The 18660-nt window shown below is 35.4% G+C and carries 19 protein-coding genes; 17 read left to right on the top strand and 2 right to left on the bottom strand.

The genetic code is table 11. The annotated features are described in order from the left end of the window. Positions 1-24: 24 nt before the first annotated feature. Positions 25-387 (top strand): CoA-binding protein, encoded by a 363-nt coding sequence (locus tag FAF07_RS02770; RefSeq protein WP_142783675.1) that lies wholly within the window; start codon positions 25-27, stop codon positions 385-387. On the opposite strand, the gene FAF07_RS02765 is transcribed toward FAF07_RS02770, so the two are convergent. Then, positions 364-1806 (bottom strand): sodium:solute symporter, encoded by a 1443-nt coding sequence (locus FAF07_RS02765; RefSeq protein WP_142783674.1) that lies wholly within the window; start codon positions 1804-1806, stop codon positions 364-366. The two genes, FAF07_RS02770 and FAF07_RS02765, sit on opposite strands and share 24 nt — an antisense overlap. A 123-nt stretch (positions 1807-1929) precedes the next feature. Here FAF07_RS02765 and recR point away from each other — a divergent pair, with 123 nt between their 5' ends. The 13 genes from recR to rimO all read left to right on the top strand — a co-directional run bounded on the left by recR (position 1930) and on the right by rimO (position 12003). Further along, positions 1930-2547: a recombination mediator RecR gene (gene recR / locus FAF07_RS02760; RefSeq protein WP_142783673.1), complete on the top strand. Its 618-nt coding sequence runs from the start codon at positions 1930-1932 to the stop codon at positions 2545-2547. Positions 2548-2598: 51 nt separating this feature from the next. After that, on the top strand, positions 2599-3699 hold the full coding sequence (locus FAF07_RS02755) for a glycosyltransferase family 2 protein (protein ID WP_142783672.1): 1101 nt from the start codon (positions 2599-2601) through the stop codon (positions 3697-3699). Positions 3700-3785: 86 nt separating this feature from the next. Next, positions 3786-5105 (top strand): dihydrolipoamide acetyltransferase family protein, encoded by a 1320-nt coding sequence (locus FAF07_RS02750; protein WP_142783671.1) that lies wholly within the window; start codon positions 3786-3788, stop codon positions 5103-5105. Positions 5106-5208: 103 nt separating this feature from the next. Further along, a complete protein-coding gene (locus tag FAF07_RS02745) occupies positions 5209-5985 on the top strand; it encodes a 3'-5' exonuclease (protein WP_142783670.1) in 777 nt (258 codons plus the stop codon). Position 5986: 1 nt separating this feature from the next. Then, on the top strand, positions 5987-6598 hold the full coding sequence (locus FAF07_RS02740) for a fumarylacetoacetate hydrolase family protein (protein ID WP_142783669.1): 612 nt from the start codon (positions 5987-5989) through the stop codon (positions 6596-6598). Further along, a complete protein-coding gene (locus FAF07_RS02735; RefSeq protein WP_142783668.1) occupies positions 6599-6940 on the top strand; it encodes an Hpt domain-containing protein in 342 nt (113 codons plus the stop codon). It begins immediately after the preceding gene. Further along, a complete protein-coding gene (locus tag FAF07_RS02730) occupies positions 6940-8190 on the top strand; it encodes a competence/damage-inducible protein A (protein WP_142783667.1) in 1251 nt (416 codons plus the stop codon). The genes FAF07_RS02735 and FAF07_RS02730 overlap by 1 nt, the downstream gene beginning before the upstream one ends. An 82-nt stretch (positions 8191-8272) precedes the next feature. Beyond that, positions 8273-8509 carry a 50S ribosomal protein L28 gene (gene rpmB, locus FAF07_RS02725; RefSeq protein ID WP_142783666.1) on the top strand — a complete coding sequence of 79 codons (237 nt, stop codon included), beginning with the start codon at positions 8273-8275 and terminating at the stop codon, positions 8507-8509. A 25-nt stretch (positions 8510-8534) separates the two neighbouring features. Beyond that, positions 8535-8717, top strand: coding sequence for a 50S ribosomal protein L33 (rpmG, locus tag FAF07_RS02720; RefSeq protein ID WP_142783665.1), 183 nt, complete (start codon positions 8535-8537; stop codon positions 8715-8717). Between the two features lie 43 nt (positions 8718-8760). Continuing rightward, positions 8761-8913 (top strand): DUF4295 domain-containing protein, encoded by a 153-nt coding sequence (locus FAF07_RS02715; RefSeq protein WP_142783664.1) that lies wholly within the window; start codon positions 8761-8763, stop codon positions 8911-8913. Between the two features lie 279 nt (positions 8914-9192). Continuing rightward, complete coding sequence (gene ftsY, locus FAF07_RS02710) at positions 9193-10146, top strand: signal recognition particle-docking protein FtsY (protein WP_142783663.1); 954 nt, start codon at positions 9193-9195, stop codon at positions 10144-10146. A gap of 44 nt (positions 10147-10190) precedes the next feature. After that, positions 10191-10619, top strand: coding sequence for an SRPBCC family protein (locus tag FAF07_RS02705; protein WP_142783662.1), 429 nt, complete (start codon positions 10191-10193; stop codon positions 10617-10619). Positions 10620-10692: 73 nt separating this feature from the next. Further along, entirely contained in the window at positions 10693-12003 is a 1311-nt protein-coding gene (rimO, locus tag FAF07_RS02700) for a 30S ribosomal protein S12 methylthiotransferase RimO (protein WP_142783661.1), read from the top strand. A gap of 185 nt (positions 12004-12188) precedes the next feature. On the opposite strand, the gene FAF07_RS02695 is transcribed toward rimO, so the two are convergent. Further along, positions 12189-13457: a carboxypeptidase-like regulatory domain-containing protein gene (locus tag FAF07_RS02695; protein ID WP_142783660.1), complete on the bottom strand. Its 1269-nt coding sequence runs from the start codon at positions 13455-13457 to the stop codon at positions 12189-12191. A 343-nt stretch (positions 13458-13800) separates the two neighbouring features. Between FAF07_RS02695 and bshC the strand changes: the two genes are divergently transcribed. The 3 genes from bshC to guaA all read left to right on the top strand — a co-directional run bounded on the left by bshC (position 13801) and on the right by guaA (position 18541). After that, positions 13801-15402 carry a bacillithiol biosynthesis cysteine-adding enzyme BshC gene (gene bshC, locus FAF07_RS02690; protein WP_142783659.1) on the top strand — a complete coding sequence of 534 codons (1602 nt, stop codon included), beginning with the start codon at positions 13801-13803 and terminating at the stop codon, positions 15400-15402. A 7-nt stretch (positions 15403-15409) separates the two neighbouring features. Then, positions 15410-16780 carry a pyridoxal phosphate-dependent decarboxylase family protein gene (locus tag FAF07_RS02685; RefSeq protein ID WP_142783658.1) on the top strand — a complete coding sequence of 457 codons (1371 nt, stop codon included), beginning with the start codon at positions 15410-15412 and terminating at the stop codon, positions 16778-16780. A 225-nt stretch (positions 16781-17005) separates the two neighbouring features. Further along, positions 17006-18541, top strand: a complete 1536-nt coding sequence (gene guaA / locus FAF07_RS02680; protein ID WP_142783657.1) for a glutamine-hydrolyzing GMP synthase — start codon at positions 17006-17008, stop codon at positions 18539-18541. Positions 18542-18660 lie beyond the last annotated feature (119 nt).

Below are 18660 nucleotides of genomic sequence, written 5' to 3'. Positions count from 1 at the left end.
CCTTTATTAACATTTTTTTAACATATGAAAAAGAAAACATTAGTGCTTGGAGCCTCATTAAAACCGAATAGATATTCGCATTATGCTATACAACGACTTGTAAGTCATAAGTTTGAAACACTTGCGATTGGTTTGCGGTCTGGAGAAGTTTCTGGAGTTACGGTTGATACTACATTGAAAGGTTTTGAAGACATAGATACCGTGACCATATATTTGAATCCAAAAAACCAAGTGCCGTATTACGATTATATCGTATCCTTAAAACCTGAACGGGTTATTTTTAATCCCGGGACAGAAAACCCGGAACTGTATAAAATATTACGAGAACATCATATTGAGTTTGAAACAGCCTGCACACTCGTGTTACTTTCTACGAATCAATATTAACCCTAAAAAGGTGAGTAGGCCATTAATTATTAATATTTCAAACCCTATTTGATAACCATTTAATAAATCTACTGAATATGCATTTATGAGATAAGACACCATAGGGGCGATAATGGCAATAATCCAAACGTATTTATCTTTAAGCTCGGTTTTGGTGAAAATCCCAAAAGCGAATAGACCCAATAGCGGGCCATAAGTATACCCCGCGGCTTTAAATAACTCCCAGATTACTGAAACATCCTTGAAAATAGCATCAAATAAAACAATAACAATAACCAATACGATGCTAATAAAAACATGAGTCTGCTTTCTTATACGTTTTTGTGAGGCCTGTGGTTTTTTATCTAATTCAATAATATCGATGCAAAAAGATGTGGTTAACGAGGTCAGTGCCGAATCGGCACTAGAATAGGCCGCAGCAATAAGGCCTAGTAAAAAAAAGGCTGAGGTTATAACACCAATCTCCGGTAACATGGCAATAGTTGGAAATAAGTCATCTTTTTTTGCTGTAATGCCATGTTGATTGGCATATTGTGTGAGTAGAAGCCCCAAAACCAGGAACAATATATTCACAAAAACAAGTACCACGCTAAAGGAAATCATATTCTTTTGTGCTTCCTTTAGATTTTTACACGCTAGGTTTTTCTGCATCATATCTTGATCTAATCCTGTCATAGTTATCGTGATAAACATGCCTGCCAGAAAGCTTTTAATAAAAAATTGAGCATCGTTCACATCATCAGTAAAAAACACTTTGCTCAAAGCACTTTCCTTTACATTGGTATAGACTTCAGATACGCTATTCAAATCTAGAGCTGATGCCAAAAAAACAATGGTTATCACAACAGAAATGAGCATAAACAAGGTCTGCAAAGTATCGGTAAATATGATGGTTTTAATACCGCCTTTAAAGGTGTAAAGCCAGATAAGCGCTATGGTAATAATCACGGTAACGGTAAAAGGAATATGATACTGGTCAAAAATTAAAAGCTGAAGCACCTTGGCTACCAAAAACAATCTGAATGCAGCACCAACAGTTCTTGAAATTAAAAAAGCCACAGAGCCTGTTTTATAACTCGTGTTTCCAAACCGATCTTTTAAATAGGTGTAAATTGAAGTTAGATTAAGCCTGTAGTAAATTGGCAGTAAGACATATGCTATAACTAAATAGCCAAAAAAATAGCCAAAAACAACCTGCAGATATCCAAATTGTTTGGTTTCAACGGCGCCAGGAACTGAAATAAAGGTTACGCCCGAAAGTGATGCTCCAATCATCCCGAAAGCGACTAAATACCATGGGGCAGATTTGTTTGCTTTAAAAAAAGCATCGTTAGAATCTTCTTTTCCCGTAAGGTAGCTTATCACTATTAAAACAACAAAATAAGCAAGTATGAGTAGGAGAATTTGTGTGGGCGTCATAAAACGTGATTTTCAAGTTTCAAATTACAAATATTAAATTCCAATTTCCAAATGCTATGGATGTAATTTAAAAGAGTTCTTGAAAATTAGCGAAATTGGTGTCTAAATAGTAATTTCGCAGCTATGGAATTTTCATCAAAACTTCTAGAACGTGCTGTAAATGAGATGTCACAGCTGCCAGGTATTGGTAAACGAACGGCATTACGTTTGGTGCTGCATATGTTAAGGCAGCCCAAGGAACAAACCTTGGCATTATCAGAAGCTTTACAAACCATGCGTAACGATGTTAAATTTTGCAAATCTTGTCACAATATTAGCGATTATGATGTTTGTGAGATTTGCTCCAATCCCAATAGAAATGAATCATTGATTTGTGTGGTTGAGGATATACGTGATGTGTTGGCTATTGAAAACACCAGTTCCTTTAAGGGTTTGTATCATGTGCTTGGTGGTAAAATTTCTCCCATGGATGGGGTTGGCCCACATGATTTAAATATTGAAACCTTGGTAACTAAAGTGAAATCGAATAAAGTGAGTGAGCTTATTTTTGCACTGAGTTCTACAATGGAAGGCGATACGACTAACTTTTACATCTATAAGCAAATTCAAGATTATAATGTGTTTACATCTACGATTGCCCGAGGGATATCTGTGGGGGATGAATTAGAGTATGCAGATGAAATTACTTTAGGTCGAAGTATTTTAAACAGAATTCCCTTCGAATCGTCTTTAAAATTATAATTTCTGCTGACTGGATAATGCTCAGTATAATAAAATCTCTATTTTAGGCACTTGAAACTCTCCATCGTCATTTTAAATTATAATGTCCGTTACTTTTTAGAACTTTGTCTAAAAAGTGTAGAAGCATCACTTATCAATATAAATGCAGAAATTATTGTAGTCGATAATAATTCTGAAGACGGTAGTTGCGAAATGGTGAAAACGACTTTCCCAAATGTTAAGCTAATTGAGAATAAAGAAAACTATGGCTTTTCAAAAGGTAATAATATTGGTGTCGCCGAGGCAAAGGGATTATATATATGTATTCTTAATCCAGACACTGTAGTGGCCGAAGATACCTTTTTAAAACTTTTAGCCTTCGCAGATAGTACTGAAAATCTTGGAATTGTTGGATGTAGGTTGATTAACGGTGCAGGAGATTTTCTGCTAGAAAGCAAACGCAATACCCCTTATGTAAAAGCGGCGTTTAAAAAGTTGATTGGGAATCCTGAAGATTATTATGCCAATCATTTAAAGGATAATGACATTGGAAAAACCGACGTTTTAGTGGGTGCTTTTATGTTACTAAAAAGAAGCGTTTTCAACGAAATTAATGGATTTGATGAAGATTATTTTATGTATGGTGAAGATATTGATATGTCTTACAAGTCATTAAAAGCGGGATTCGACAATTATTATTTTGGCAAAACGAGCATTATCCATTTTAAGGGCGAAAGCACATTAAGGGATAAGTTTTACGCAAAACGCTTCTATAGTGCCATGCAAATTTTTTATAAAAAGCATTTTAAGAAAAACATATTATTTGATATGTTTGTATGGTTCGGAATTCGGTTCGTTTATGTTTTTAGAAAAAAACCAGTTAAGCAAGAGAATCATATAGAAAGATATTATTTCGTTTCGGATACTTTGAGTAAAAAAGTGAGTAAAAAATTGCGCAAAGATGTCATTTTTAAAATGGTTGTAAAGGATATCGAGCCTAATTCTGAAATTATATTTGATGCCAATTATATAAGTTATAAAGAGATAATTAGTAATATAGGTTGTAAAAACCAGAATCAAAGCATAACCTTTAAAATCTTACCCTGTAAGTCCGATTTTATTATAGGAAGCAATGACACAATAAGTAAAGGTGAGGTTATAAGTATAAAATAGTCTTTATTACAAAAAATTTAAAGAAATCAATGCTTTTTTATTAATTTTGCAAACGAAATATAAAAAACAGGTATTACATTATTGATATGGCAAAGTTTGAACTCAAATTACCGAAAATGGGAGAGAGTGTTGCAGAAGCAACCATAACCTCTTGGTTAAAAGAAGTTGGAGATACTATAGAACTTGATGAAGCTGTTTTAGAAATCGCTACAGATAAGGTGGATAGTGAAGTGCCCAGTGAAGTGGATGGGATTTTGCTTGAGAAATTATTTAACGTTGATGATGTGGTGCAGGTAGGGCAAGTAATTGCTGTAATTGAAACCGATGGTGAAGACAGAGAGGCAACACCAGATAAAAAGGAAGAAGATGAAGATATAGTTGAAACCAAAGCTGTGGAAACTGTTCGAGAAACTTTAGTCAATGCCCAAGCAACTGTGGCAGCAGTTAAGTCCAGTGATGAGCGTTTTTATTCACCTTTGGTTAAAAATATAGCAAAACAGGAAGGCGTCTCTCAAAATGAGTTAGATGCTATTTCTGGTACAGGTAAAGATGGGAGAGTTACAAAAAACGATATTCTTGAATACATTGAGTCAAGAGGAACGTCGAAAGCTGAAACGCGTACAGAAACTAAACCTGCTGCGCCGTCCAAATTGCAAGACCAACCAAAACAAAACGCAGCTCCAATTGTTGCGAGTGGAGACGATGAAATAATCGAGCTTTCCAGAATGGGCAAAATGATTGCACATCATATGGTCGCATCTGTACAAACTTCTGCGCATGTGCAAAGTTTTATAGAGGCAGATGTAACGAATATATGGAATTGGAGAAAGAAGGTTAAAGATGGCTTTATGAAGCGTGAAGGGGAAAACCTTACGTTTACGCCTATTTTTATGGAAGCGATTGCAAAGGCACTTCGCGATTTTCCTATGATGAATATTTCTTTGCAAGGGGATACCATTGTAAAAAAGAAAAATATCAATCTGGGTATGGCCGCGGCGCTTCCAGATGGTAATTTAATTGTTCCTGTAATTAAAAATGCAGATCAGCTCAATCTCGTTGGAATAACAAAACAGGTCAACGATTTGGCTAAGCGTGCTAGAATTGGTAAATTAAAACCAGATGATACCCAAGGTGGTACGTATACTGTAACCAATGTTGGTACCTTTGGTAGTATCATGGGGACACCAATTATTAATCAACCACAAGTAGGGATATTGGCTTTAGGCGCTATAAGAAAAGTGCCTGCGGTTATTGAAACACCAGAAGGTGATTTTATTGGGATTCGTTATAGAATGTATTTGTCACACTCCTACGATCACCGCGTAGTAAATGGTGCATTAGGCGGTCAATTTGTTCAAGCCGTTAAAAATTATTTAGAAGCTTGGGATTCTAATCGAGAAATATAATTCTCATATTTATCAAATAGTAAATCCAACACATAAGACGTTGGATTTACTGTTTTAAACGCGAATCATTTCAGTATATTTGTCATTAAATACATTTAAAAAAATGCAACTCAACCTCACAAAACCCATCTGTTTTTTTGATTTAGAAACAACGGGTGTCAATATATCAAAAGATAGAATAGTAGAAATTTCGATTCTTAAAGTTTTTCCCAACGGCACCGAAGAACGCAAAACGTGGTTGGTAAATCCAGAAATGGAAATTCCAGAGGAAGTCATTGCCATACATGGTATTACTAATGAAAAAGTTGCCAATGAGCTCACTTTTAAGGAATTAGCGAAATGTGTTTATAATATGATTAAAGACTCTGACTTAGGGGGATTTAATTCTAACCGATTCGATATCCCTTTGTTGGCAGAAGAAATGTTACGTGCTGAGATTGATTTTGATATGAAAAATCGTTTAGCTGTAGATGTACAAACCATTTTTCATAAAAAGGAACAACGCACTCTAAGTGCAGCGTATAAGTTTTATTGCAATCAAAACTTAGAAGACGCGCACAGTGCCGAGGCAGATACAAATGCCACATTTGAAGTGTTAAAGGCCCAAATTGAAAAGTATGACGATTTAGAGAACGATACCAAGTTTTTGGCTGAATTTAGTTCTAGAAGAAAGTTTGCAGATTTTGCTGGATTTATCAGTTATAATAAAAATGGGGAGGAATGTTTTTCTTTCGGAAAGCATAAAGGAAAACTCATTACAGATGTTTTGGAAACAGAACCAGGGTACTTTGGTTGGTTGCTTAATGCGGATTTTCCGCTGTATACCAAAAAGGTGTTAACAGCTATTAAATTGAGAAGTTTCAACAATAAGTTAGGATAGGATGAAACTTATCTGCATCGGTCGGAATTATACAGACCATATCGTTGAATTAGAAAATGAAAAGCCAACAGACCCAGTGGTATTTCTAAAGCCGGACACGGCAATTCTTCTTAAAAAGCAACCGTTTTTTATTCCAGATTTCTCAGATGATGTACATCATGAAGTCGAGGTTTTGGTGAAAATTAATCGCGTTGGTAAATATATTAATAAGCAATTTGCACATAAATATTATAGTGAGATTGGTTTAGGGATAGATTTTACGGCTCGCGATTTACAAAAGAGCTTAAAGAAAAAAGGATTGCCATGGGAAAAGGCAAAATCTTTTGATGGCGCAGCAGTAATTGGTAAATGGATTTCGGTAAAAGATATAGAGGATGTAAACGCCATTGACTTTTCGTTAAAAAAGAATGAAAAAATTGTTCAAAGTGGAAATACAAGCCATATGCTTTGGGAAATTGATGAAATAATCGAATATGTATCAAAATATTTTACTTTAAAGATTGGAGATATTATATTTACAGGAACTCCGTCTGGAGTAGGCAGGGTTATTGCTAATGATAAATTAAAAGGATTTATAGAAGACAAAGAAATGTTTTCAATAACAGTTAAATAAATGGAGCAACATTATAAATTATATAGGGTACGTGAACTGGCAGATAACGATGAAGCATTCATAGGTGCTTTAGCCGAAGCATTTTTAGAAGAAGTGCCAGAAGATGCTGAACGATTAAAAAAAGCGGTAGCAGAAAAAGATTATTATAATGCCTACCAAGCAGCTCATAAAATGAAACCAACCATCGATTTATTTGAACTTGGAGTACTCGATATTTTAATTGAAGTTCAAGATTGGGGTAAATTTGAAAAGAAGGATTTAGATGTTACTGCTCAGCTAGAAACCATTATCAACGCTGTAGAAAACGCTGTTTCTGAGATAAGATCAGACTTCAAGTTATAATGTTAGCCGAAATAATAACCATCGGCGATGAACTTCTCATTGGTCAGGTTGTAGATACTAATTCCGCTTTTATTGCAAAAGAACTTAATAAGATAGGCGTTTCTGTCTATCAGATCACGTCGGTACAAGATGATAAAACGCATATTTTAAAGGCGCTTAAGGATGCTGAAAAAAGTGTGGATATCATTATATTAACAGGTGGTTTGGGCCCAACTAAAGACGATATTACAAAAAAAACGATTGCTGAATATTTTAATGATACCCTCGTTAAGAATGCGCTTGTTTTAGAAAATATTCAACGTATTTGGAAATTATACATCAGGCAAACCCTATTACAAGTAAATATAGATCAAGCATTCATACCTTCAAAAGCCCAAGTGCTTATGAACAAGTTTGGGACAGCTCCAGGCATGTGGTTAGAAAAAGATAATAAAGTATTTATATCCTTACCAGGTGTGCCTTTCGAAATGAAAGCGTTAATAAAAGACGAAGTCATTCCGAAATTAAAAAAGACCTTCCAATTTCCATTTATATTACACCGCACACTTTTAATTTATGGCTTGGGCGAAAGCACTTTAGCGGCTAGAATTGAAGCTTGGGAAGATAACTTGCCAAAACATATAAAACTGGCGTATTTACCAGGTTTAGGTAGAATGCGATTACGTCTTTCTGCAAAAGGTTTTGATAGTGAAAAGATTAAAAAAGAGGTTCAGAAAGAGATAGATAAAGTGCTTCCATTAGTTAAAGATGAATTTTTTGGTTTTGAAGATCATGATGCGACTATAGAAGCTATAATTGGTAGACAGCTTATAAAAATGGGCAAAACCTTGGCAACTGCTGAGAGTTTTACAGGAGGAAAAATTGCCGAAAGTATTACAGCAATACCAGGAGCTTCCAATTATTTTAAAGGCAGCGCTGTTACTTATGCATCAGATGCTAAAGTGAAAGTTTTAGGAGTTTCAAAACAACTCATAGAAGACCATTCTGTAGTGAGCTCACAAGTAGCAGAAGCTATGGCTAAAAATGCCTTGCAATTATTTGATTCAGATTATGCCATTGCCACTACGGGTAGCGCAGGACCAACAAAAGGCGATTCAGACGAAGAAATAGGTACAGCATTTATTGCTATCGCTACCAAAAATGAGGTTTATTCAGAGCAATTTATGTTGGGTAACCATAGAGTGAGAGTCATAAATAAAGGGGTTAATAAAGCCTTCGAAATGCTGCTAAAAGAAATTTTAAAAAATTGATAATAATTAAGTTGTCATAAATTAAAGATTTTGTATATTTGCACCTCGTTTTTAAACAACAAAAAATTTAAAGTTATATATAATGTCTAGAGTTTGTGAACTTACAGGAAAGAAGGCAATGGTTGGAAACAACGTGTCTCATGCATTAAACAGAACCAAGCGCAAATTTAATGCGAATTTATTAAAGAAACGTTTTTACATTCCAGAAAATGACAGTTGGGTAACTCTAAAAGTTTCAACATCTGCTTTAAAGACTATTAATAAAATTGGTATTTCTGCAGCAATTAAAGAAGCAAAATCTAAAGGATTTTTAAAATAATAGCTGCATTTAATAAGGAAAAGACATGGCAAAGAGAGGTAATAGAATACAAGTAATATTAGAGTGTACTGAGCACAAAGAAACTGGAAAACCAGGAACTTCAAGATACATTACTACTAAGAATAAAAAGAATACGCCAGATAGAATGGAGATTAAGAAATTTAATCCTATCCTAAAACGTATGACTGTTCACAAAGAAATTAAATAATTATAGCGCATCACTAAGGTGATATGTTTAAAGACATTGAATCATGGCAAAGAAATCAGTAGCATCGTTACAGACAGGATCTAAAAGACTAGCAAAAGCTGTAAAAATGGTGAAGTCTCCCAAAACAGGAGCTTATATGTTTGTAGAATCCATTATGGCACCAGAACGTGTTAACGACTTTTTAAGTAAAAAGTAATTAACAGACACCTTATAATATTCTAGCTGCTTTCAATCTTTTTGAAAGCAGCTTTTTTATGTTTTGAAAATGCGTGTCTGACAAATTTTCATACTTGCACTAAAGGCAGCATTTTTGTTAGTACCTTTAGGGCGTTACCATGCAAAAACATGGTCAGGCTTTGGCAGTCGCTCTCTTCCGATATTAATTGGCAGGAGCTTCAGCAAATGCCTCAATTCTTAACGCAACATTGCAGCATGAGTGATGCTTAATTACTCGACATTAAACAACGAATAACACATGAGTTTTTTTAAAAACATATTTTCATCAGAAAAAAAGGAAACCCTAGATAAAGGTTTAGAAAAATCAAAATCAACTTTTTTTGGTAAACTAAGTAAAGCAGTTGCTGGAAAATCTAAGGTAGACGATGAGGTTTTAGATAATTTAGAGGAAGTTTTAGTGTCTAGTGATGTGGGTGTAAATACGACTTTAAAAATTATTGATAGAATAGAGGCCCGTGTGTCTCAAGATAAATATCTAGGAACGGATGAACTAAATCAAATCCTAAGAGAAGAAATAGCAGGACTGTTATCTGAGACCAATGTAGGTGAAGAAACAGATTTTACAATTCCTAAAGATAAACGACCCTATGTCATTATGGTAGTTGGTGTTAATGGCGTTGGTAAAACTACAACAATAGGTAAATTAGCCTATCAATTTAAAAAGCAAGGATTAAATGTTGTTTTGGGAGCAGCCGATACGTTTAGAGCGGCCGCTATAGACCAACTCCAGGTTTGGGCAGACCGGGTTGATGTGCCTTTGGTGAAGCAATCTATGGGAAGTGACCCTGCATCAGTCGCTTTCGATACCTTGCAAAGTGCGGTTACCCAAAATGCAGATGTTGTCATCATAGACACGGCAGGTCGTTTGCACAATAAGGTAAACTTAATGAATGAGCTTACCAAGGTAAAACGTGTGATGCAAAAAGTAGTCGAGGATACTCCAAATGATGTACTATTGGTTTTAGATGGCTCCACTGGGCAAAATGCATTTGAACAGGCTAAACAGTTTACAGCGGCCACAGAGGTTACATCTTTAGCAGTGACCAAATTAGATGGGACTGCAAAAGGAGGCGTGGTGATTGGAATTTCAGACCAATTTAAAATTCCTGTTAAATATATCGGCGTAGGAGAAGGTATTGAAGATTTGCAAGTGTTTAATAAATTTGAGTTTGTAGATTCGTTTTTTAAATAGACTTATTTTTTTTAGTATATTTATTTTAAATAAATAATAGCTTCATGGCCGTTAATATCTATCATAATCTTCTAATTAAAGCATCACCAAAGCAGGTTTTTGATGCCGTTACAAAACCTGAGCACCTTAATAATTGGTGGTCGCTTAAAAGTTCAGGAAGGCCAGAATTAGGAGCGGAGTACAATCTGAATTTTACTGATGATTTTAATTGGTACTGCAAGGTTTCCGACGTACAAAAGAATACTTCAATTTATTTCAAAATGACCAAATCTGATAAGGATTGGGAAGGCACTACCTTTGGTTTTGATTTAGAGCCAAAAGATAATGCCACATGGCTCAAGTTTAGTCATGAAAACTGGAAAATGCCAAATGACAATTTCAAACATTCCTCTTTTTGTTGGGCAATGCTTTTAAACGGACTTAAAAATTATGTTGAAAAAGGAAAAATTGTTCCTTTTCAAGACCGAAACTAGGTCTTCATAAATTACGCATTAGCTCATAAATCCACAATCATTACGTATCTTTGCGCCCTGAATTACAGATCGTATGAGAACAAAGTCTTTAAAGAAGAATAGAATAAACGTAGTGACCTTAGGTTGCAGCAAGAACGTTTACGATAGTGAGGTTTTAATGGGGCAATTAAAAGCTAGTGGTAAGGACGTAGTGCATGAAGAAGAAGGCAATATAGTAGTCATTAATACCTGTGGTTTTATAAAAAATGCTAAAGAGGAAAGTGTGAATACCATCTTGGAGTATGTTCAGAAAAAAGATGATGGTGATGTGGATAAGGTATTTGTAACCGGTTGTTTAAGCGAGCGGTATAAACCAGATTTACTAAAGGAAATCCCGAATGTTGATGAATACTTTGGTACTACAGAACTTCCCGGATTATTAAAGGCGCTTGGAGCCGATTATAAACATGAACTGATTGGAGAACGGTTAACCACGACTCCTAAAAATTATGCCTATTTAAAAATAGCTGAAGGCTGTGACAGACCATGTAGTTTCTGCGCCATTCCCATTATGCGAGGTAAACATAGAAGCACGCCTATTGAGGATATCGTTATCGAAGCTGAAAAATTAGCAGCAAATGGCGTTAAAGAACTCATTTTAATTGCACAAGATTTAACCTACTATGGTTTAGATTTATATAAAAAAAGAAACTTAGCAGAATTACTAGGGGCTTTGGTAAAAGTTGAAGGTGTGGAGTGGATTCGTTTACATTATGCCTTTCCAACAGGATTCCCAATGGATGTCTTAGACGTCATGAATAGGGAACCTAAAGTTTGCAATTATATAGATATTCCGTTACAGCATATTTCAGATTCAATTCTAAAAAGTATGCGCCGTGGGACTACTAAGGAAAAAACCACGAAACTACTCCAAGATTTTAGAGCGGCAGTACCCAACATGACCATTAGAACGACTCTAATAGTTGGATATCCTGGAGAAACTGAAGAAGATTATCAAACCCTAAAGCAATGGGTTATAGATATGCGTTTTGAACGTTTAGGCTGTTTTACGTATAGCCATGAAGAGAATACCCATGCCTATAATTTGGTGGACGATGTGCCAGAGGATATCAAAATGGCGCGCGCCAATGAAATTATGGAAATACAATCACAGATTTCATGGGAATTGAATCAGGCCAAAATCGGACAAGTATTAAAGGTGGTTATTGATAGAAAAGAAGGTCAATATTTTGTTGGAAGAACAGAATTTGATTCCCCAGATGTTGATAACGAGGTTTTAATTAGCGCGACAGACACGTATCTAAAAACAGGCGAGTTTACAAGGGTTAAAATTACTGAAGCCGAAGATTTCGATTTGTATGCGGAAGTTACTGCATCATTATAGGCAAAATTATAATTGGTTTATTACCAAACATTATTATAAGTCCTTGCTGTAGGTGAATCATCACTACTATCGCTACTGCAATTAAAAAGAAGAAACGGTGCTATAAAAATGATGAGAATTGTTTTTCTGATGTTCATAAGGATTGGTTTAAAATAGATGCTTAAAGTTAAAATTAATCTTTTAATTTAAGTCCTTTTCAATTGCTTTTGTATTTTTTTTATGGCAGACTCAATAGATTTCTCTGGTTCTATAATATTATATTCTCCCCAAAATTCAGGATCTGAGAAACCAGAAACTTTATCGGTCAGAATTGTTGTAGGTCTTAGCATATTCCCTCTTGTTTTTGCTATTCGCGTGTCTATAGGTTTCCAATCTGTAATAGCCATTTCACTATTGAGGGTATAAACACTATTAAAAAGTTTACCCTTCCAGTTCACTTTAAAGGTTAGGGATATGTTGCTGTAAGCATAATGCCATTTACCGTTTTTAGTTCTGTAATTCACACGATAGGAAGCCTCAGTTGGATACACATCGACTTTCCTAGGTTTCTTGCGCACATACATTTGGCTAGATAACTCCCTGTTTTCAACATTCAGGCTGTACACAGCATTTGTAAGCGCTAAGCTTTTAGAATCTATATATAATTTGCCGTAATACAATGGTGTATAGATATTTGGTTTTTGTTTAAAGTTAACTACATAAACCATATTTTGATTGGATTGAATTGGCGTATCAAAGCTAAAGTCATAAAGCAGAATATCTTCTTTTGTGAATATAAATTCAGGGTATTTGATAATGTCGGTATACAAATTACTAAACGGACCACCTTGTAGTTTTATGGCAATCGTATCTAGGCGCGAGTAATTGGTGTTCTTTCTCGCCTTTACTAACTCTATGGCGTCTCTTTTAAGATTTGTATAGGGCTGTTTGTGTATTTGAACCACGGCTTCAGATAATGAGGCGTTTCGACGTCTTTTTTTAATGGTTTCCCTGTAAAACCCGGTCATTAGTGTGTTACCATTACTGTAAAGATCGCTTTTCTTTTTCAGCATGGCTAGAAATAAGCCTTTAGCATCGTTCTCATATTTAGAATTGAAAATGTTTACTTCAGCCAGAGTTGTGACCGCTGGTGCCAATAGAATGGTTTGCTGGTTTTCTAAATCGGAAATCTTTATCTGTGTCGTTTGATATCCTAAATGAGAGATTATTAAAGTTTCGGTTAAAAGATTATTCGGAATTTTTAATACAAACTCACCCTCATTGTTTGTTATAGTGCTGATATTTGAACCATTAACGACAATATCACTAAAAATTAAAGGCACTTTGGTAGCACTATCTAAAACGCTTCCTTTAAACGCTTCAAAGGAGTCATTGTTTTGGGCATTTAGGTTTTGTAAATTACATATGAAAAAAAAACCTAAGACCACGCATGATAAGATTATCTTGTTTTTCATAACATTCTGTATTTTAATTTTTTGTATAGCATAAGATACGAAAAAAACAAATGTTATAGCTTGATTTTGAATCAATTTTTTGCTAGGAAAAACTATAATTCTTCGGCGTTGTTGTTTGTGAAAAAAATGGCATTGACTAAAAATAATTTTCCATTTTCCCAAAAATTTATAAACATGACATCATCAACCCTATAAACCATAGCACCCAGTTTTAGTCGCTCCTTACTAAATACAAGCGATATTTTTAAGTGTGATTTATGTTGTAATTGGGATAACTCTTAACTATATTTTTGGATTTCCAAAATTGAATAGCAGTATATTTGTGTTTAAAATTTAGTAACGTATGCCATCAGACAGTATTTCATTTAAAGACACAGGATATTTTTCAGCACTTATTTGTGATTATCTAGATGAAAAACAGGATTTGAAATCATTTTACAATAGATTTCCAAATCTTGAAAACTTCAAACTTCAAATAGAAGAGAAACAAGTATCCTTTCCGGCACAATCGAGAACTATTTTAACAGATGTTTTAAAAAAGCAGTATCAGAATATAGCCGTATCAGAATCAACAGAACAACATATTGTAAGCTTAAAATCCGACAACACATTTACCATAACAACTGGGCATCAGTTGAATTTGTTCACAGGGCCTTTGTATTTTTTATACAAAATAGTATCGACCATAAATTTAGCCAAGCAATTAAAAAGTAAGTATTCAGAATATAACTTTGTACCCATATATTGGATGGCGACCGAGGATCATGATTTTGAAGAAATTAATTACTTCAACTTTAAAGGAAAAAAATTGATGTGGACCAAAAATGCCAGCGGCGCTGTTGGCGAGCTCTCCACCAATGGTCTTGATGGCGTTTTTGATTTATTTTCGAAGGAACTAGGCGCAGGAGATAACGCCAATGAATTAAGAGCCTTGTTTAAAGAGGCCTATTTGAAGCATGATAACTTAGCCGAAGCAACACGTTTTTTAGCCAATGAATTGTTCAAGGATTACGGATTGGTAATTATTGATGCCAATGATGCGGAATTAAAAAAACAGTTTGTTCCATTTCTTGAAGACGAGTTAGTCAATCAGACATCCCATAACAAAGTTTCTGAAACTAATAAGTGTATAAATGCATTACCGAGAAATTATAAAATACAGGTAAATCCCAGAGAAATTAATCTGTTTTATCTGAAAGATGACTTACGGGAACGTATTGTTTTTGAAGATCAAGCTTATAAAATTTTAAATACAGATATCGTTTGGACTAAGCCTGAGATATTAAAAGAAGTTGCGAATTTTCCTGAGCGCTTTTCGCCTAATGTCATTATGCGTCCGCTTTATCAAGAAGTTATTCTGCCCAATCTGTGTTATATTGGTGGAGGTGGTGAGTTGGCTTATTGGTTTCAGTTGAAATCTTACTTTGATACAAGCAAAGTGACGTTTCCTATCTTGCTACTTAGAAATTCGATGGTCATTCAAACACATAATCAAAAGGAAAAATTGGTTAAATTAGACATTTCAAAAGTCGATATTTTTCTAAAACGACATGCGTTTATCAATAAAAAAGTGAGAGCCATATCAAATATTGATATTGATTTTTCAGATCAAAAAAACCACCTAATAAATCAATTCAAAAATTTGTACAAATTGGCAGAACAAACAGATAAATCCTTTATAGGCGCTGTAAGAGCTCAAGAAGTCAAACAATTAAAAGGTTTGGAAAACTTGGAAAATCGTTTATTAAAGGCTCAAAAAATAAAATTATCGGATCATGTTTTAAGAATTACAGAGTTACAAAATGAATTATTCCCTAATGGAAATTTACAAGAGCGTAACACTAATTTTTCAGAATTTTATTTAGAATATGGAGAGCAATTGATTCCGCAATTGATAGATCATTTAGAACCTTTAAAATTGGAGTTTACACTATTAACTTTATAAATAAACAATGCATAAAATTGATATAGATTTAGTAGAAATGACATTGGATGTCATGAAATATGCTATTGGAAGAATATCTGCTGTAGAAGATAAAATCGGTAAACCAAAAAAGGAAGAAGAGCTTAAAGCGCTTGTTGGCGAGACCATAACTAAGGACGGTATTGGGGGCGAGTATGCCTTTAAGCTCTGGCGAAAATATTTAGCCAAAGCCAATGTGGCTATCGATCACCCAAGGCATCTCGCATTTGTGCCAGCTTCTCCAACTCGAGCAGCTATCATGTTCGATTTGGTAACCTCGGCGTCAAGTATTCACGGAGCCTATTGGATGGAAGGTGCTGGAGGGATTTTTTGTGAAAACGAGGCCATGAAATGGATTGTGTCTTTAACCGGTTTACCAGCAGGAGCATTGGGTGTGTTCACGAGTGGCGGAACAGCCGCAAATCTATCGGCTATGGTAACCGCACGCGAACATTGGAGAGAACAGGAAGAATTTAAAGGAGAAAAAGGGCTCATTATAACATCCATTGGGGCGCATTCTTCCATAAAAGCCATGGCGAAGGTCATTGATGTGGATTTGCTCCTAGTAGAAACTGAAGACCGATTGGAGGGTCCTGCGTTACAACATGCCATTGACGGTTTAACACCGCATCAGAGAAAACGATTATTTGCAGTAGTTGCGACAGGAGGTACTACAAATGCGGGAATTATTGACGATTTAAATGGTGTTGCTCAAATTTGCAAAAAAGAAAACTTATGGTTTCATGTCGATGCGGCCTATGGTGGTGGCGCTTTAGTTGCAGATTCTGTCAAGCATTTGTTTAATGGCATAGAGCACGCTGATAGTATTACCATAGATCCACATAAATGGATGTTTTCACCTTATGATTGTGGAGCGGTTATTTATAGACATCCAGAATTGGCAAAAAACGCACATTCACAAGAGGGGTCTTATCTTGATATTTTTAAAGATGAAGGGGCGCACGGCTTTAATCCCACCGATTATCAAATACAATTAACCCGTCGTGTTCGAGGTTTGCCATTATGGTTTTCATTGGCTACCCACGGCACCGATAAATATAAGGAAGCCGTAGAACGGGGTATCGAATTAGCTCAAATAGCAGGAGAGATGATTGAAGATATGCCACATGTTGAACTTGTGAGAGCACCAAGTTTATCGTGTGTATTATATAGAAGAGTAGGCTGGAAACCTGAAAATTACACACATTGGACTTACGAAAATCATAATAAAGGTTTTGCTTTAGTGACACCTACCAAATGGAAACAAGGCGATACTTTTGAGACCGTATCACGGTTTTGTTTTATCAATCCAGATACGACCGAAAAGGATATTAAAATGATATTGGATACCATGATTTAAATATTGATGAACTGGTTTAAACTTTTTCTGTTTCCTAAAAAATGGCTGAAATTTGCCCATATGTCGTTACTTTTCTTATGCGTAGCTCTGCTATGCCTTGCATAAAGTGCCTCATCTGAATAAATTTCAACTCATTTTCGGTTAAAGACAAAAAGTTTAAACCAGTTCATCAATAAAAATGGCATTCAGGATATGTCAATATAAAATCAATTCCTATTTTTGCGCATGCAACACGACAAGGTCCTTATTTTAGATTTCGGCTCACAATACACACAACTTATAGCCCGAAGAGTTAGAGAACTCAACATTTATTGCGAAATTCACCCCTATAACAAAATGCCCTCTGCGGTTACAGATTATAATGCTGTGATTCTTTCAGGTAGCCCATTTTCAGTAAGAGGAGAAGATGCACCACATCCAGACTTATCACAAATTCGAGGTAAAAAGCCCTTGCTAGCCGTATGTTATGGCGCCCAGTATTTGGCACATTTTTCTGGTGGAGAAGTGGCTCCATCTAATACTAGAGAGTATGGCCGTGCGAATCTGTCTTTTGTAAAAAGCGACGCCGAATTTTTTACAGCCATTAATAAAGGCAGTCAAGTTTGGATGAGCCATAGCGATACCATTAAGCACCTTCCAACTAAGGCTATATTACTTGCAAGTACCAATGATGTTAAATATGCGGCCTATAAAATTGAAGATGAGCAAACATATGCTATTCAATTCCACCCCGAGGTATATCATACAACCGATGGGAAACAACTATTGGAAAATTTTTTGGTTCGCATTGCTGGCCTAAAACAGGATTGGACACCAGATTCGTTTGTTGAGGAAACGGTGGAGGCTATTCAAAATAAAGTTGGAAATGATAAGGTGGTCTTAGGGCTTTCTGGAGGTGTAGATTCTTCAGTAGCTGCTGTGCTATTACATAAAGCCATTGGAAAAAACCTGTATTGTATTTTTGTCAACAATGGTTTGCTTCGGAAAAATGAATTTCAGAGTGTATTAAATCAGTATGAAGGCATGGGGCTTAATGTTAAAGGCGTTGATGCTTCCAAACGGTTTTTAGATGCATTAAGGGGCATTGATGATCCAGAAAAAAAGCGTAAGGCCATTGGGAATGCTTTTATTGAGGTTTTTGATGATGAAGCCCACCATATAGAAGGTGTAAAATGGCTGGCACAAGGCACCATTTATCCAGATGTTATTGAAAGTGTTTCGGCAACTGGAGGGCCTTCAGCAACCATTAAAAGTCACCATAATGTTGGTGGTTTACCAGATTTTATGAAGCTTAAAATAGTAGAACCGCTTAAAGCATTGTTTAAGGACGAAGTAAGACGTGTTGGTGCGACATTGGGAATTGATCCCGAACTTTTAGGACGCCATCCCTTTCCAGGTCCAGGTTTAGCCATTCGTATATTAGGCGATATTACGGAAGAGAAAGTTCGTATTTTACAGGAAGTAGATGCTATATTTATTAATGGTTTACGTGAATGGAATCTTTATGATAAGGTGTGGCAAGCTGGCGCAATGCTTTTACCGGTAAATAGCGTAGGCGTTATGGGTGATGAGCGCACCTACGAAAAATGTGTAGCACTTAGAGCGGTAGAAAGCACCGACGGTATGACGGCCGATTGGGTGAATTTACCATACGCTTTTCTTCAAAAAACATCAAATGATATAATAAATAAAGTAAAAGGCGTTAATAGAGTAGTTTATGACATTAGTTCAAAACCACCAGCAACCATTGAGTGGGAATAAAATACTGCGAGTGCTGTAGTCTTAATAATGTAAGATTGGATATAGATTCTATTAATCATCATTTTTTGGCACACTAAATGCTTATACTCAAGTATAAGAAGTATTTGTTTCTAATCAAT

The organism is Changchengzhania lutea (genome assembly GCF_006974145.1).
Classification (GTDB): Bacteria; Bacteroidota; Bacteroidia; order Flavobacteriales; family Flavobacteriaceae; genus Changchengzhania; species Changchengzhania lutea.
This window is presented reverse-complemented; position numbering and strand designations above follow the sequence as displayed.

Excerpts from the sequence above, each read along its gene's own strand:
- FAF07_RS02770 (WP_142783675.1), top strand. The coding sequence starts at position 25 with ATGAAAAAGAAAACATTAGTGCTTGGAGCCTCATTAAAACCGAATAGA.
- FAF07_RS02765 (WP_142783674.1), bottom strand. The coding sequence starts at position 1,806 with ATGACGCCCACACAAATTCTCCTACTCATACTTGCTTATTTTGTTGTT.
- recR (WP_142783673.1), top strand. The coding sequence starts at position 1,930 with ATGGAATTTTCATCAAAACTTCTAGAACGTGCTGTAAATGAGATGTCA.
- FAF07_RS02750 (WP_142783671.1), top strand. The coding sequence starts at position 3,786 with ATGGCAAAGTTTGAACTCAAATTACCGAAAATGGGAGAGAGTGTTGCA.
- FAF07_RS02745 (WP_142783670.1), top strand. The coding sequence starts at position 5,209 with ATGCAACTCAACCTCACAAAACCCATCTGTTTTTTTGATTTAGAAACA.
- FAF07_RS02740 (WP_142783669.1), top strand. The coding sequence starts at position 5,987 with ATGAAACTTATCTGCATCGGTCGGAATTATACAGACCATATCGTTGAA.
- FAF07_RS02735 (WP_142783668.1), top strand. The coding sequence starts at position 6,599 with ATGGAGCAACATTATAAATTATATAGGGTACGTGAACTGGCAGATAAC.
- FAF07_RS02730 (WP_142783667.1), top strand. The coding sequence starts at position 6,940 with ATGTTAGCCGAAATAATAACCATCGGCGATGAACTTCTCATTGGTCAG.
- rpmB (WP_142783666.1), top strand. The coding sequence starts at position 8,273 with ATGTCTAGAGTTTGTGAACTTACAGGAAAGAAGGCAATGGTTGGAAAC.
- rpmG (WP_142783665.1), top strand. The coding sequence starts at position 8,535 with ATGGCAAAGAGAGGTAATAGAATACAAGTAATATTAGAGTGTACTGAG.
- FAF07_RS02715 (WP_142783664.1), top strand. The coding sequence starts at position 8,761 with ATGGCAAAGAAATCAGTAGCATCGTTACAGACAGGATCTAAAAGACTA.
- ftsY (WP_142783663.1), top strand. The coding sequence starts at position 9,193 with ATGAGTTTTTTTAAAAACATATTTTCATCAGAAAAAAAGGAAACCCTA.
- FAF07_RS02705 (WP_142783662.1), top strand. The coding sequence starts at position 10,191 with ATGGCCGTTAATATCTATCATAATCTTCTAATTAAAGCATCACCAAAG.
- rimO (WP_142783661.1), top strand. The coding sequence starts at position 10,693 with ATGAGAACAAAGTCTTTAAAGAAGAATAGAATAAACGTAGTGACCTTA.
- FAF07_RS02695 (WP_142783660.1), bottom strand. The coding sequence starts at position 13,457 with ATGAAAAACAAGATAATCTTATCATGCGTGGTCTTAGGTTTTTTTTTC.
- bshC (WP_142783659.1), top strand. The coding sequence starts at position 13,801 with ATGCCATCAGACAGTATTTCATTTAAAGACACAGGATATTTTTCAGCA.
- FAF07_RS02685 (WP_142783658.1), top strand. The coding sequence starts at position 15,410 with ATGCATAAAATTGATATAGATTTAGTAGAAATGACATTGGATGTCATG.
- guaA (WP_142783657.1), top strand. The coding sequence starts at position 17,006 with ATGCAACACGACAAGGTCCTTATTTTAGATTTCGGCTCACAATACACA.